Raw genomic sequence first — 14,953 nt, 5'->3', positions numbered from 1 at the left:
GTTATCTCTCCCTTAACCTTGGATTTACTATTTCTTCGATTGCTCTACCCATCATATACCCGGATAATACCAATAATGTGATTGCTATTCCAGGAGGTATTATCCACCAGGGGGCTTTGAAAACAGCTTGAGATGAATAGCAAGTAAATAGTATTCTACCCCAGCTTACCTGCAATGGATCTCCTAAACCTAAGAAGCTTATACTAGATTCGGACATTATTGCCGATGCCATAGTTGTAGCAACATATACCAGGGAAATTGGCATAACATTTGGAGCTATATGTTTATAAAGTATCCTTGAATCACTAGCCCCACTTAATTTTACAGCTTCAATATATGTTCTATTTTTTATAGATAAAACTTGGGAGCGAATTACTCTTGAGGAGTTTCTCCATGTAATCAAAACAATTGCTAATATAACATTTTGGACGCCGGGTCCTAAAACCGATACAAGTATAAGTGCAAAGGGTAAAAAGGGTAAACCATACATTATATCTACTATACCCATAAGTATTCTATCTACCTTGCCTCCAAAGTATCCGGCAATCAAGCCTATATTGGTTCCAATAAAAGCAACACATACAGCAGAGATACAGCCTACCAATACAGCAACTCTTGACCCTATCACCATTTGTGAGAATACATCCCTTCCCATATATGTTGTACCTAGTAAATGTTCTGCTGACGGAGGAAGTAATCTTTTTACACCACCATCTGGATGAAATAATATTTCCATAGGATCATAGGGAGCTATTTGCTCAGCAAATATGGCTATCAGTACAAAGAATAAAAATATTATAAATCCCAATGCCCCTACCTTATTCTTGCTTAGTAGTTTTAATGCTTTTTTCATGATTCCTCCTCCTAATCTAGGGATACTCTAGGGTCTAAATATGCATATAAAACATCCGCTAATAAATTAAACATAATCGTGGCAAATCCGATAAATAGAAATGCACCCTGTGCCATAGGATAATCTCTAGACCCTACTGCAAGTACAATTTCTCTTCCCATACCAGGCCATCTAAATACGGTTTCCACTAATACTGAACCACCTATGGCACGACCTACTGATACAGCAAATATAGTAACTACTGGAAGTAAAGCCGTTCTCATGGCATGTCTACGCATAACTTTTTTCTCTGGAATGCCTTTAGCCAAAGCGAGTTCAACAAAATCTTCCTTTACTACTTCCAGCATAGATGTTCTCATAAGCAATGTAGGTGTAGCTACAGAATAAAGTGCCGATGCAACCGCCGGTAGTATCAAATGCTTAAGAAAATCCACACTAGATATTTTATCCCAAAAGCTAGTAAAGTTAGTTCCCACAGTGGTCATACCCCCTAAAGGTAGCCATCCCAATTTGAATGAAAATATTGAAAGTAATATCAGACCAGTCCAAAAAACCGGTGCGCATCTTATTAATAATGCCATAATAGTTCCTATATAATCTATTTTGGTATTCCTATGCCAAGCAAGATAGCTTCCCACTATTATTCCTATAGTATAAGCTAAGATAAGGGAAGTAATGGTTAGTATAAGTGTGTTAAGGAATCTTTCCCCAATCACCTCCAACACGGGCTTACCATAGGTAAAGGAATTCCCCAAATCCCCGGTAAATAATCCTTTTATATATATGACATATTGCTCTGGAATAGATTTATCTAATCCATACAGCTCCAAAAGAAGTTCCTGTGATTCTTTATCTAATCCCGAGTCTATAAACATACTGATCGGATCTCCTGGAATCACTCTAAACATGAAAAAAACAATAGTTACTAATATAAATAATGTAAAGAAAGCAATAATAAGTCTTTTCGAAATATATTTAAATAATCTCATATTTTCTTCACTCTATCCTTTTTAGTTATTTTTGTTATCAATTAAGACTTTTTCATTGTTGATATACCCTTCTTATTCTTCATTTGCGTATATAGGGGGCTGTCTCAAAGGACAATGCCTTTAATTCAGCCCTGGGCTATTTCAGAATGAAGGTTAGGGTTTTAAGATTCTCCATTCTGAGTAACCCCAATTCAGCATATCTATTGTTCTGGTAATATAGGTGTTGGTTTAAAATCCTTAGGATAGTACAATGTTCCTTCCTCATCCCATCTATACCCTGCATTTTGAAGTTCTTTACGGGCCTTATCCAGGTCAAAATCAAGTTTTTCTATATCTTGATTTACCCAGAAAGTATTGTCCTCTGAAACAAGGGAAAACGTTTTTAGTGCATCGCCATCAAATACTACATCTAGAATTTTTTGTCTAGGGATGGCCATTGTCAAAGCACGTCTTGCATATACATCTTCAAATGGTGCTTTTCTTATATTGTAGTGTATTACATAACTACCCATATCTGGAAGTTCAAGAACCTCTAGGCCTGGATTCTTCTTAACCTCTTCTAGATCTAAAGGTAATAGGTTTTGAGAGGACATTTCAACTTCCCCAGCAACTAAACCTTGTACTACACCTAGGGATTGTGCATATGGGGTTCTGATTATTCCTTCTATCTTAGGTACTTGGAAATGATCTTTGTTAGCTTTTAATGCAAATTCTTCATTAGGTCTCCAGTAATCAAATATAAATGGTCCTGAACCAATAGCCGGGATATTCTCCCAGGTAAGCACTCCTTCTGCTCCCTTTTCCTCATAAACCTTGCTCCAAATATGTTCAGGAAGAATTAGACATAGCGAAAGGGTATTTGATATAAATGGAGCATAGGGCTCTGTAAGCTTAAATGTCACCGTATTTTCATCTTTGATTTCAACAGACTCAATACTTCTAATATGGGCAAAATATGTTGGTGATTTTACTTCCTTAGCAAAATCAAATGTAAATTTGACATCATCCACAGTTAGGGGTTCTCCATCATGGAACTTTACATCATCCCTAATAGTTACTTCGATGGTTGTATCATCTATCTCATTTATTTCCTTAGCCAACCAATTAACTGGTTTTCCTTCTGTATCTAATCTTACTAATGGATCATAGATATTCTTAAGCATATAGATATCTTGCCCAGTTTTAGTTGTTAATGGGTTTAAAAGTGTAATATCATTCCCTTGACCAAGATTTAAAATCTTATCATCCGTTGTGGGTGTTATATTCATGAAGTTCCAAAAGCTATATAATCCTAGTCCTATACCAGGTGTCACATTAGTAAACTTACCCTTGTTATAGGCATTTCTTATTTTTGTTTTGAACATAGGAGGTTGTGGCACATCTTTAGCTAGAAGAGCTTGCATTTCCTTTGCAGCCTTCTGCCTTTCCTGCATATCAAGGTGGGTTGCAAATATCTTAGCTAATTCATCATATTTAGGATTGATATATCCAGCTACGTTGTATCCTCCCTCTTGAGCTTCAGCGGAAGAATGCATTGAGAACAACCAGTGATATGGATCAACCCTTTCAGGTTTACCTCCCCATCTAACCATAAACACATCATGTTCGTGGGCCTTCATACCTTGAGCAGACATTGTGGCCCATTCCCTTGTCTCAGCACTCACTCTAAAGCCTAGCTTTTTCCAGTTTTCTGATATCATGAGTCCCGCTTCGTATCTTTTAGGATCCTTTGTTTGTGACTGAATCCAAAATTCAATCTCAGGCACTTTGTCTGCAGGATCCAGTTCAGATGAAGGTGTTACAGCTATATCCCCCTTAGCCTTTGATGGATTCTTTGCTTCTTTCTTACCACATGCGGTCACAGTACCAAGTAAAACAACTAACACCATAATTATAGCCATAATCTTACTCATCTTTTTCATCTTCAAATTCATTCTCCTTCCTTCTATTAGTAATCATCTTCTCTAATAATATCAGCAAAATCCATGCCAAACCTTTTCCCCTTCAAATTCAAGTGGAATGTGCAGAATTTTTTCAAAAATGTGAATTGAATAAAAAATAATTGTATTAATTGGTTTTAATTCATCCAATTAATACAATTAATACAATTGTTTTTTATGAATTTAAATAGCTTATGCCTTTTTGTGTTATTTTAGTCCCTCCTCTTCCCTTAGATATGGTCACAAGTCCCTTGCTTTTGAGTATTAAAAGCTCCCTTCTAACCTCTTGTTCACCTAGAAAAACAGACATTTTCATTAATTCCTTAGATATTTGCTTTCTCCCAATCTTTATGTTTTGCTTATTTTTATCATATAATACATCAAGAATGGCCTCTCCTTTTGTTTGAAATTTGAGTTTTTTGATATTAGATGAATCAAGTGTGTCATCATTATTCTTCATATTATCTGGCAAGTCATTAAATGAAATAGTTTCCTTGCCTAAATTTATAAGATATTCTATACAATTTTTTAATTCTCTTATATTTCCATCCCAAGAGTATTGGGTAAAATAGTGTCTAACCTCTTCATCTAGAAGTAAATCTTCTCCATTATCACTTATAATCCTATCAAAAATCTCTAAAACATCATTTCCACGATCCCTTAGGGGTGGAATGTTTAAGGGAAGTACACTAAGTCTATAATACAAATCCTTTCTAAACTTTCCTTCCTTTAGTTGTCTCTTAATATCAATATTAGTAGCTGCTATTATCCTTACATCTATATTTACAATGGTATTTCCCCCTATCCTCATAATCTGCTTTTCCTGCAATACCCTTAGTAATCTATTTTGTAAATGAAGGGGTATTTCACCTATCTCATCCAAAAATAAGGTTCCCCCGTTGGCAATTTCAAACAGCCCTCTTTTACCTTCTTTTTTTGCCCCAGTGAATGCTCCACCTTCATATCCAAACAATTCGCTTTCTAAAAGATTTTCTGGTATAGCTGAACAGTTTACAGCAACAAATTGCTCTTTTTTCCTTCTAGAATTATTGTGTATTACATGGGCAAACAGCTCCTTGCCTGTTCCATTCTCACCTGTTATAAGTACTGTGGAATTACTTTTAGCCATTCTAACCGCAATATTTTTAGCCTTTTCAGTTTCATAACTTGATCCTATAATGTCATGTAAATTATATTTAGATTTATGGCCTTTATCTATAAGTTCATTTTTATACAAGTGCATCTTCATCTCAGCATCATTATATTTCTTAAGTATTACTAAACCATAGTCATTACTTCCTATTGTAATCTTAGGGATAACATTACAAATCAAAGGAATATTATTTATCTTGATTATTTTCTCTACGAATTCACTTTCCAATATAACATCTCTTTTAATAGGAATAATATCGGTAATGTTTTTCCCTAGTATATTATGTGTAGCTTTATCAAGAAATAGCTGGGCACTATTACTACTGCTGGTTACTTGTCCAACACTATCAAAAATAAGAACACCTTCGTTTAGATTTTCAAATAAAACATTTATAATATTTTCAAGCATAAATCTTTCACTAATAACAAAGGATACTCCTTCATTATTGACCCTCTTTATACTACTTCTCTCCATGAGTTTTCCTAATAACTTTTTCTTGTCCAAATCAAAAAATGATATTATTTCTAAAAGTATTTTCGTATCTATAGTGGTATTTAGTATATCTATAACCTTACCCCCATAGTTTGGTACTAATTGGGGCTCTCCTTGAGTCAATATAATATCTAATTTTTTATATTTTTTGATTCCAGGATAATATGGATGAAGATCTAAATCAGTTCTACCTAATGCATATATAAGATATATGCTTTCGGAAACTGTTTTTGGTCCTACGTTTACTATAAGTGCTTCTGATCCATAGGGAATTTCTTTTATCTTTTTAATACCTTCTCCACTAAGGTTTTTTATAATTTTTATAATTTTACAGTTTTTATTAACATATTTCATAATACTATCAATAATCGTATAGGTGGTAATCAAAATCATATCATAGCTGTTAATAACCTCTATATCCTTACTATCCCAGGTAATATAATCAACTTGAATCTCATCAGCAAAAAAGTTCCTAAGCTCCTCACAGTAGTATTCCCCTATACCTTTAGCCTTAGCGACTACAATTAGTTTTTTCAAGAGATATCATCGCCTTTCATTGTACTCATAAAATAATATATTTGATGTTATCCTTATTAAACATTCAAAAACTATATAACCATGTTTTTCTGAGATGATGGTTATACAATTTCCCCTTATTAAGGAATTTACATAATTCTAACCTGGCATAATTGCATAATAAATAGGGTATAGCACTAAGGCATTTAAGACTATATTTGGGAGTAAGTTTTTGAGGATTGTAATTATGCAATTTGCTTAATTGTTTAAATTTTTAGATTTAAGTTTATATAAAAATTATATATTTATATTCACAATAAATCAAATAAACAAGGGTGTCTCAAAATGAACAATTTCAAAAGCTTGAACTTCATTCATTATGAAACACCCTCTGGCTGCCTAAAAACCCAAATTTCTTCGTTGTTGCTTCAAGCAAGAACCCTTACGTATGTCTATATACGCTACGGTCTCTTGCTTTCACCACGCCTCGAACTTCGGCTTTTTAGGTAGCCTGTCATCTTATTGACTTTGTCAACAATCCCTTATTTTCAATATATAGATATTCTAAACCAACCTTACCTGATGATATACCTTCTTTCCCTTTCTTATAAGGAGCTTATCATCCTTGAAATCTTCTTCCTTTAGAATAAGATTAATATCCTTCACTTTTTCATCTTCAATTGATAATCCATTTTGTTGTACTAATCTTCTCCCCTCACCCTTTGATGAAACTATATTAATTCTGGTTAAAAGAGATAGTATTTCCATTCCCTCTGAAAACTCTGTTCTTGGAATCTCAGTAAAGGGAATATTCTCCATATTAGCGCCTTTTCCGAACAAGGCCTTTGCGGCTTCACTAGCCTTTTTAGCTTCTTCTTCACCATGAACCAATTTTGTTACTTCAAAGGCAAGAATTTCTTTAGCTGTATTTATTTCTGCACCCTCCAAGGCACCCAGTCTTCTTACCTCATCCATAGGTAAAAATGTAAGCAAAGATAGGCACTTTTCAACATCAGCATCGTCAACATTTCTCCAGTATTGGTAAAACTCATATGGAGATGTTTTCTCAGCATCAAGCCATATGGCACCGGCCTCGGTCTTACCCATTTTCTTACCTTCACTGTTTGTAAGAAGGGTAAATGTCATACCATATGCTGGCTCACCCTTCATTCTTCTGATTAAATCGGCCCCGGATATGATATTAGACCACTGGTCATCTCCACCAAGCTGAAGCTTACATCCATATCTTTCGTTTAGCTGATAAAAGTCATATGACTGCATAATCATATAGTTAAATTCTAGAAAGGATAAACCCTTTTCCATACGAGCCTTATAGCACTCTGCTGTAAGCATTCTATTAACTGAAAAATGTCTTCCAATCTCCCTTATAAATGGTATATACTCTAAGTTCATTAGCCAATCGGCATTATTAGCCATAATGGCTTTTCCCTCTGAAAAATCCAGCATATTGGCTACCTGCTTCTTAAAACATTCTCCATTATGTTGAATTTGCTCTTGAGTTAACATTTTTCTCATATCAGTTTTACCCGATGGATCTCCTATCATAGTAGTTCCCCCGCCAATTAGGAAAATGGGTCTATGACCTGCTTTTTGCATATGGGACATTACCATTACCTGTAGAAAATGTCCTACATGTAAACTATCTGCTGTTGGATCATAACCTGTATAAAAGGTAACCGACTCCTTACCTAAAAGCTCACGAATTTCTTGTTCATGGGTAGTTTGTTTAATATACCCACGCTCTACTAATACATCATAAACATTTCTCATCGTAATCCCTCCAATTAAATAACAATAAAAAAGACCCTCTCATCTTTATAAGGACGAGAAAGTCGTGGTACCACCTTAATTCGCATATTATAATGCCTCAACCCACGATAACGGATGGTAGCCGTCGAAGCTTTTGGACTTCGAAACTCCAGAGTGTAATTCGTTCATCTATGTACTGTAGACCTCTCACCCACCGGTCTACTCTCTTATATTGTAACCATAGACGACTACTCAATTCCTTCACAGTTTTTTAAGAATAGATATTAGCTTCATGTTACCATAATATATTTATAATAACAACAATTTTTCAAATTATTTTTTCAAAAAATATATCATTAAAAGCAAATCGCATAATTACTTTCTATAAAAACCATCTACCACATGTGGTTTTAGAATTTCAATAGCTATACCATATATATTATGCAACTTCCTCATTATCCAATATCTACTAACACAGTCAATGGCAATAAGCATTTTACTTGATTTTGTGAACATAATTTATCAGTAACATTATCTTAATATTCTCAAATTTTTTATACAATTAACAAGTTTAACATGATGTGATATAATATCTTCTATAGTTTATACTATTTTTAGCCCTTTTATACAAATTGGGAGGTAATTGTAAATGAGTGAAAGCAATAAACGTCGATCATCCAGATCGAAGGAAAGCAAAAAAAAGCCTGAAAAGAAAAAGAAAAATAAGATTTTACTCTTTTTCAAAGTTACTTTTTTGCTCTTAATTATTATTGGGTTTATAGGAGCTGGAGTGGCTGCTGGCCTTATTAAAGCTGCATTAAAGGATGTACAGCCCGTAGATCCATCAAAAATACCATTGATGCTATCTGAAAATTCCGTAGTTTACGATAGTAATGGTAATGTTTTAGAAAAGATACAAAGCGGTGGTTTAAGAACTATTGTTAAATATGAAGAAATTGATGAGGATTTAAAAAATGCCTTTATCGCTACTGAAGATAGAACTTTCTTCGACCATCATGGTTTCAATTTTAAAAGATTAGTTGGTGCTGTTATCGGCGGACTAAAAAATGGTAAGATCAAAGGTACCAGTACAATTACACAACAGTTAGCTAGAAATGTCTATTTGCCAGAAATTAAAAGTCGAAGAAATCTAACGAGAAAAATTAAAGAAGCCTATTATGCAATTCAAATAGAGAAGGCTTTGAAAAAAGAACAAATATTTGAAGCATATCTAAATACTATATCCCTTGGAAGTGGTGCTAATGGCGTTCAAGCTGCAGCGCAAAAATATTTTTCAAAGGATGCTAAGGACTTAGATTTAGTTGAATCTGCTTTAATTGCTGGTATAACACAAAGACCTACATATAATTCTCCTTTTACAACTAAAAAGAAGGGCGATGTAAAAGATGATGACTACATATTAGATGATAGTGATGAGTTATATACCATAGTTTTCAATGAAAGCTGCTTGGAAAGATACACGGATGTTTTATTTTATATGAAAACTATCAATAAAATAAGCGAAGAACAATACCAAGAAGCTAAAAATGTAGATCTGAAAACCCGACTTAAACCTGGAAAAATTAAAAATACCGATATATCTTCCTTCTTTACAGACCTAGTTAAGGATGAGGTTATCGATGCACTAATGGCTGAGTTTGATGTTACAAAAGAAGAAGCAGCAAATATGCTATATACACAGGGGCTAAATATTTATAGTACATTAGATCTGAATATGCAAACTAAGCTTGAAAAGATATATGCCAATAATGAAAACTTTCCTAAAATGCCATCATTAAAGGATAGCAAGGGTAATTTAAGGAATGTTATAAAAAATAATAAAGGTCAAATAGTTTTATATAAGCAAAGTTATATTATCAATCAAAATGGGGATTTAATAATTCCTAAGGGTGACTTCAAGTATGGTGACAATGGAGATTTACTACTATATAAAAACAGAAGGTTAAATTTCAATGCTTTGTATGACAATAACAAATTGGTTGGCATTCAAGTAAGGCTAAAGGATTCATATAAAGCAAATGAAAATAACGATATGTTTATTTATAAAGGTGGTAGTATTAAAGTACCATCTCAGTATAAATCCTTTGATGCAGGTAAAAATTTAATTGTCAGTAATGAATTTTTAAATTCAAAGCCTGACTTCTTTAAGAAGGATAGTGACGGAAACATCCTCATTTCAAAGGAAAATTATACTATAGGCAGCAAGGGTACAATTCAACCTCAATCCTCCACCGTTATACTTGACTACAGGACAGGTGAAATCAAAGCCTTAATAGGCGGAAGAAATATAAAGGGTCAAAAACAATTTAATAGGGCTGTAAATCCAAGACAGCCTGGTTCTTCAATTAAACCAATAGCTATATACGCTCCTGCCCTTGATAATGGCTGGACGGCAGCATCTATAATAGATGACGTGCCCCATTATAATGCTAATGGTAAACTTTGGCCAAGAAACTGGTATAGCCATCAGCAATACCCTTATTGGGGTCTTATGACCCTAAGACATGCACTGCAATGGTCTTGCAATGTTCCTCCAGTCGTCATTTCTGAAAGACTTGGGGTAACTACATCGGTTGAGTACTTAAAGAAAATGGGCATTACGAGTATAGTAGAATCTGGATCAAGAACCGATATGTATTCATCTGCCATGGCATTAGGTGGTATGACAAGGGGTATTTCACCTTTAGAGTTAACAGCTGCCTACGGAAGTCTTGGAAATCAAGGTGTTCATATAAAACCATATTCCTTTACAAAGGTTACCGATAGAAATGGTAATATCATATTAGAAAACAAAGCCTTAAAAACCTTTGTAGTAAACCCTCAAGTATCCTTTTTAATTACAGATATAATGAGAAGTGGTGTAGAAGAATCTGGTGTTGCTAGGAGTGCAAGACTCAAAAGTGGAATGACTGCGGCGGGTAAAACAGGTACTACCTCAGATAAAATCGATGCTTGGTTCGTAGGATATACTCCATATTATGTGGCTGGTGTATGGATAGGAAATGACATACAAACATCACTACCTAATGGAAGTAAACTGAGTGCTATTCTCTGGAATAAAATAATGACGGAGATACATAAGGATCTTCCAAATAAGGGATTTGAAAAGCCCGATGGATTGGTTAGGGTGACTATAGATACTAAATCTGGCAAGCGTGCTACGGAGCTTTCAAAGGAAGCTGGACATATAAGAAACGAATACTTTATTAAAGGTACTGCACCAACTGAATACGACGATGTTCACGTTAAGGCCGTTGTATGCTCTGAAAGTGGAAAACTTGCTACGGAATACTGTCCAGATGACCTTATCGGTTCGCAGATTTTTATCAAAAGACCTATACCATATAAACCGGAAGAACACAATGGCATCATTCCTAGGGACTATACCAATGAGCTTCCTACTGAATATTGTGATATTCATACATCAATTTTTAATAGAAATAATTTCAATAATCCTATTGAAAACTTGCCCTTAGGAACTATAGTTTTACCAAATGGGACTAAGATTTTTCCAGACGGAACTAAGCTTTTAATAGACGGTACCATTATTTATCCGGATGGAACAATTAAATCTAAATTGGATAATATTTTACCAGACAATATTGATCTTCCAGATGTAAATCTCCCCAATATAATCGATAGCGATGATAATAGTTTAATAGATAGTAATGATTAGTGAAACCCCGGTAGAATTCATCTACCGGGGTTTTACCTATTGGATTAGAGTTTTAAATTTATAAAACTCAAGTGAATTTTATTCTACTTTGGTACACTATCATCTGGAGGAGCGGCATCCCTGTCTATAGGGCCTAAAAAACTGGGTCTAGCTTTGACCTCAGGTATTGGCTTTCTGGTGAGTATAGTAGACAATGCCTTCCAATCAAATGGTATCAGCGGCCATGTATATCTTATATACCCTAGGGACTTTGTGGTGACGAATACTATGCATATAAATATAAGAGCTGCAATAAATCCATATATTTTGAACACCCCGGTAGATATAAGTAAAATTAATCCAAATAATCTTAGGGCCATGGAAAACTCGATACTTGGAGTTGCAAACATACCTAATCCTGCTACCGCCATATAAAGTACTGTTTCTGGAACAAACCATCCAACCTTTATGGCGAATTCACTTAGGATTAATCCTCCTATTATTGATAGAGAAGTTGATAAAACATTTGGTGTATGTATTGAAGCCGTCCTTAATAAGTCAATTCCCAATTCAAGTATAATAAATTGTATAAGCAAAGGAATTTCACCGGTTTTTCTGGGCCCCAGAAACTCAAGCCATTCTGGAACACTTCCCTTATAATATACCAACAAAAGCCAAAGAGGGGGAATTATTAAAGAGAATATCATACCAATAAATCTTATCCATCTAAAATAAGTTCCAACCGCAGGATTTTGATAATAATCCTGTGCATGTTGTGTAAAATGAAACATAGTAACGGGTACTATCATAACACTTGGTGAATTATCTACTATTATGATTATATGCCCTTCCAATAGATGTGAGGCTGTAACATCTGGCCTTTCTGTATACCTCGCCTGGGGCAAAGGATTCCAATTTCTTCCCAGTATAAATTCTTCCAAGGTCTTTTCTGACATTTCTAATGCATCCGTATTGATTTTATCTATCTTTTTCTTTAGATCATTGATTAGTTTTGGATTGGCTATATCCTTTATATACCCTATGACAACATCTGTCTGAGATCTCTTCCCAACCTTGGTTATTTCAAACCTTAAATTTGGATCTCTTATTCTTCTTCGTATTAATACAGTATTAAATACTAAAGTTTCTGTAAAACCATCCCTTGACCCTCTAGTCACCTTTTCTAGTTCCGGCTCCTCTGGCCCCCTTGCAGGATAGGTTCTAACATCTAGTATAATTGCCCTATCCTCCTGATCTATTAATATGGCTAAAGCACCGGATAGAACCATAAATTCTATTTGCTTGACTTCCGATGTGGTTTCAACCTCTAGATAAGCTATCTCCTCTGTCATTAACTTTTCAATGGTATTAGGATTTATATCCTCTTTTTCCAATCCTTGAAGAGTTTTCTGGATAAAAAGCATTATGTCATCCTTGGCAAAACCATCTATAAATAGCAATGAGGCAGCTCTGCCTCCAATTTTTACTTCTCTATTAACTACATCAAAGCTTTTCGATATGCCAATTCTTTTATCCAATAATTCTATGTTTTTATCTATTTTTTTTGACAGCTTCATCCTTACTCCCACTCCTGTTAATTATTTCTTCCATAGCCTTTGTTATGATAGGGGCTCCAATTTCACAATCATCCTTGCCATCCATCTTTCCTATATCTCCTATGCCAACAATCAAAGGAATATCATATTCTCCTAACACATCAACAGTATCTCCGAAGAGAATCTTCTCATCGGTTCTTTCTCCGGATTTATTGACGGCTCCTTTTATTACTTCACCATCACTTGTTATAGAAAAGTCAACTTCTACTCCATTGACATAATGAGTATTAGATGCTACAGCAATCACTCCCAAGAGTTCTATATCTTCATGGTTCACAATGTATTCTAAAGCTTCTTCGCCTTTTCCCATTCTATTATGTCCTCTGTCATCTACCATAACTACAACGGGATCATGCTTGGCACTTTTTATATTTTCAACTATTTCCTTTCCCCTTAAAGGAGTGGGATTCCCGGCGGATCTAGAGATACATCTTCCACCTACATTTTTTGTGGCTCTTTCTACTGCTCTCCTAGCAAATCCATCACCATCTGTAACAATTATTATTTTTCTCTTATTTTCCATAATTTTGACCATCCTAACTTATTTAGTCTATTTTTTACTCTTAGGAGTAAATATTACTGCCATGATATATCCAAACACAATAGCTGCGGCGACACCACCTGCCGTCGCTTGAATCCCTCCACTAAAAGCTCCAAGTATACCTGCCTTCTTAACCCCATCTATTGCTCCCTTTGACAAGGAATAACCAAATCCTGTTAGTGGTATGGTTGCCCCTGTGCCACCAAACTTTACTATGGGTTCGTATACTCCAAGGGCCCCCAAGATGGCTCCCGCTGTTACAAATGAGACTAATACATGGGCAGGAGTAAGCTTTGTCCCATCCATTAAGAGTTGTCCTATGACACATATGGCTCCGCCCACTATAAATGCTCTTATATAATCCATATAAAGCCTCCTAACTACCTTTATTTATTATTGAAACAGCATGGGCAATTCCAGGAATTGATTGACCCTGTTGTGTACTTGTGACCGATAACAATGCTCCTGTGGAAATCAAAAGTACTTTGTTTAAATTATTTTTTGACATTTCTTTAAAAATATAACCACAAAATACCGAAGCAGAACATCCACATCCACTGCCACCAGCATGGGTATCCTGAGCGTCATTATCAAATATTAGTAGCCCACAATCGTTATAATTGCGTAAAATATTGTAACCCTTATCTAAAACCAATTCTTCGGCTATTTCTTTCCCAATTTGACCCAAATCCCCTGTAACAATCAAATCATAATAATCCGTGGGAAGTCCTGTATCCTCAAAATGCTTAACTATGGTATCCGCAGCTGCTGGAGCCATTGCGGCTCCCATATTATTAACATCCTTTATACCTAAATCAACAACCTTACCAGTGGTTACATAATTGATTTCTGGCCCCTCTCCAAAGGAAGAAACCACCGCTGCACCTGCACCGGTTACTGTCCATTGTGCCGTAAGCTTTCTTTGATTACCATGCTCTAATGGGAATCTAAACTGTCTCTCGGCAGAACTAAAATGACTAGAGGTGACTGCTATTATATTGTCTGCATAACCTCCATCCACAATCATCGACCCTAAGCTTAATGACTCTGTCATGGTAGAGCATGCTCCATAAAGACCAAAAAATGGTATGCCTAAATCCCTAGCGGCAAAGGATGCTGACATTAGCTGATTTAGCAAATCTCCAGAAAACATATATTCTATATCGGATAACTTTTTATTCGACTTTTCTACTGCTGATTTTACAGTTTCACGGAGCATTTTACTTTCCGCAAGTTCCCAACTCTTTTCCCCGAAAAGATCATCCTGTAGTATTACATCGAAATATGGACTAAGGGGCCCTTCTCCTTCTTTGGGTCCGACGATACTACTGGTTCCTGTTATTATAGGTGGACTATCAAATTTTACGGTTTGAGTTCCTATTTTTTTTATTGCCAAATCTATCCCTC

The 14,953-nt window shown here is 35.2% G+C and carries 10 protein-coding genes and 1 other annotated feature; of the genes, 1 reads left to right on the top strand and 9 read right to left on the bottom strand.

Annotated elements, in window-relative coordinates; all coding sequences use genetic code 11:
• Nucleotide 1: 1 nt before the first annotated feature.
• The 5 genes from N4A68_09200 to tyrS form a co-directional block, all read right to left on the bottom strand.
• Entirely contained in the window at nt 2-853 is an 852-nt protein-coding gene (locus N4A68_09200) for an ABC transporter permease (GenBank protein ID MCT4564466.1), read from the bottom strand.
• Between the two features lie 11 nt (nt 854-864).
• On the bottom strand, nt 865-1,842 hold the full coding sequence (locus N4A68_09195; GenBank protein MCT4564465.1) for an ABC transporter permease: 978 nt from the start codon (nt 1,840-1,842) through the stop codon (nt 865-867).
• Nucleotides 1,843-2,042: 200 nt separating this feature from the next.
• Nucleotides 2,043-3,764, bottom strand: coding sequence for an ABC transporter substrate-binding protein (locus tag N4A68_09190; GenBank protein ID MCT4564464.1), 1,722 nt, complete (start codon nt 3,762-3,764; stop codon nt 2,043-2,045).
• Nucleotides 3,765-3,957: 193 nt separating this feature from the next.
• Nucleotides 3,958-5,964 (bottom strand): sigma 54-interacting transcriptional regulator, encoded by a 2,007-nt coding sequence (locus N4A68_09185; GenBank protein ID MCT4564463.1) that lies wholly within the window; start codon nt 5,962-5,964, stop codon nt 3,958-3,960.
• 543 nt (nt 5,965-6,507) lie between these two features.
• A complete protein-coding gene (tyrS, locus tag N4A68_09180) occupies nt 6,508-7,734 on the bottom strand; it encodes a tyrosine--tRNA ligase (protein ID MCT4564462.1) in 1,227 nt (408 codons plus the stop codon).
• A 46-nt stretch (nt 7,735-7,780) separates the two neighbouring features.
• Nucleotides 7,781-7,987: a binding site (T-box leader), on the bottom strand.
• A 375-nt stretch (nt 7,988-8,362) separates the two neighbouring features.
• On the opposite strand from tyrS, the gene N4A68_09175 reads away from it, so the two are divergent.
• A complete protein-coding gene (locus N4A68_09175; GenBank protein MCT4564461.1) occupies nt 8,363-11,410 on the top strand; it encodes a transglycosylase domain-containing protein in 3,048 nt (1,015 codons plus the stop codon).
• An 83-nt stretch (nt 11,411-11,493) separates the two neighbouring features.
• Here N4A68_09175 and N4A68_09170 read toward each other — a convergent pair whose 3' ends face one another.
• The 4 genes from N4A68_09170 to spoVAD are packed head-to-tail and all read right to left on the bottom strand — an operon-like array spanning nt 11,494 to nt 14,942.
• Nucleotides 11,494-12,966, bottom strand: coding sequence for a spore germination protein (locus tag N4A68_09170; GenBank protein ID MCT4564460.1), 1,473 nt, complete (start codon nt 12,964-12,966; stop codon nt 11,494-11,496).
• Nucleotides 12,941-13,528, bottom strand: a complete 588-nt coding sequence (locus N4A68_09165; GenBank protein ID MCT4564459.1) for a stage V sporulation protein AE — start codon at nt 13,526-13,528, stop codon at nt 12,941-12,943. Before N4A68_09165 ends, N4A68_09170 begins: the two co-directional genes overlap by 26 nt.
• Nucleotides 13,529-13,555: 27 nt before the next feature.
• Complete coding sequence (gene spoVAE / locus N4A68_09160; protein ID MCT4564458.1) at nt 13,556-13,912, bottom strand: stage V sporulation protein AE; 357 nt, start codon at nt 13,910-13,912, stop codon at nt 13,556-13,558.
• Nucleotides 13,913-13,922: 10 nt separating this feature from the next.
• Complete coding sequence (gene spoVAD / locus N4A68_09155) at nt 13,923-14,942, bottom strand: stage V sporulation protein AD (GenBank protein MCT4564457.1); 1,020 nt, start codon at nt 14,940-14,942, stop codon at nt 13,923-13,925.
• Between the last annotated feature and the right edge of the window lie 11 nt (nt 14,943-14,953).

Source organism: Maledivibacter sp. (assembly GCA_025210375.1).
GTDB lineage: Bacteria > Bacillota > Clostridia > Peptostreptococcales > Caminicellaceae > JAOASB01.
The sequence above is the reverse complement of the archived record's forward strand: the minus strand, read 5'-3'. Positions and strand labels throughout refer to the sequence as shown.

Bases quoted from the DNA above. Each gene is read 5' to 3' on its own strand.
- N4A68_09200 (MCT4564466.1), bottom strand. From the start codon at position 853: ATGAAAAAAGCATTAAAACTACTAAGCAAGAATAAGGTAGGGGCATTG.
- spoVAE (MCT4564458.1), bottom strand. From the start codon at position 13,912: ATGGATTATATAAGAGCATTTATAGTGGGCGGAGCCATATGTGTCATA.
- N4A68_09165 (MCT4564459.1), bottom strand. From the start codon at position 13,528: ATGGAAAATAAGAGAAAAATAATAATTGTTACAGATGGTGATGGATTT.
- N4A68_09175 (MCT4564461.1), top strand. From the start codon at position 8,363: ATGAGTGAAAGCAATAAACGTCGATCATCCAGATCGAAGGAAAGCAAA.
- tyrS (MCT4564462.1), bottom strand. From the start codon at position 7,734: ATGAGAAATGTTTATGATGTATTAGTAGAGCGTGGGTATATTAAACAA.
- N4A68_09170 (MCT4564460.1), bottom strand. From the start codon at position 12,966: ATGAAGCTGTCAAAAAAAATAGATAAAAACATAGAATTATTGGATAAA.
- N4A68_09190 (MCT4564464.1), bottom strand. From the start codon at position 3,764: ATGAAAAAGATGAGTAAGATTATGGCTATAATTATGGTGTTAGTTGTT.
- N4A68_09195 (MCT4564465.1), bottom strand. From the start codon at position 1,842: ATGAGATTATTTAAATATATTTCGAAAAGACTTATTATTGCTTTCTTT.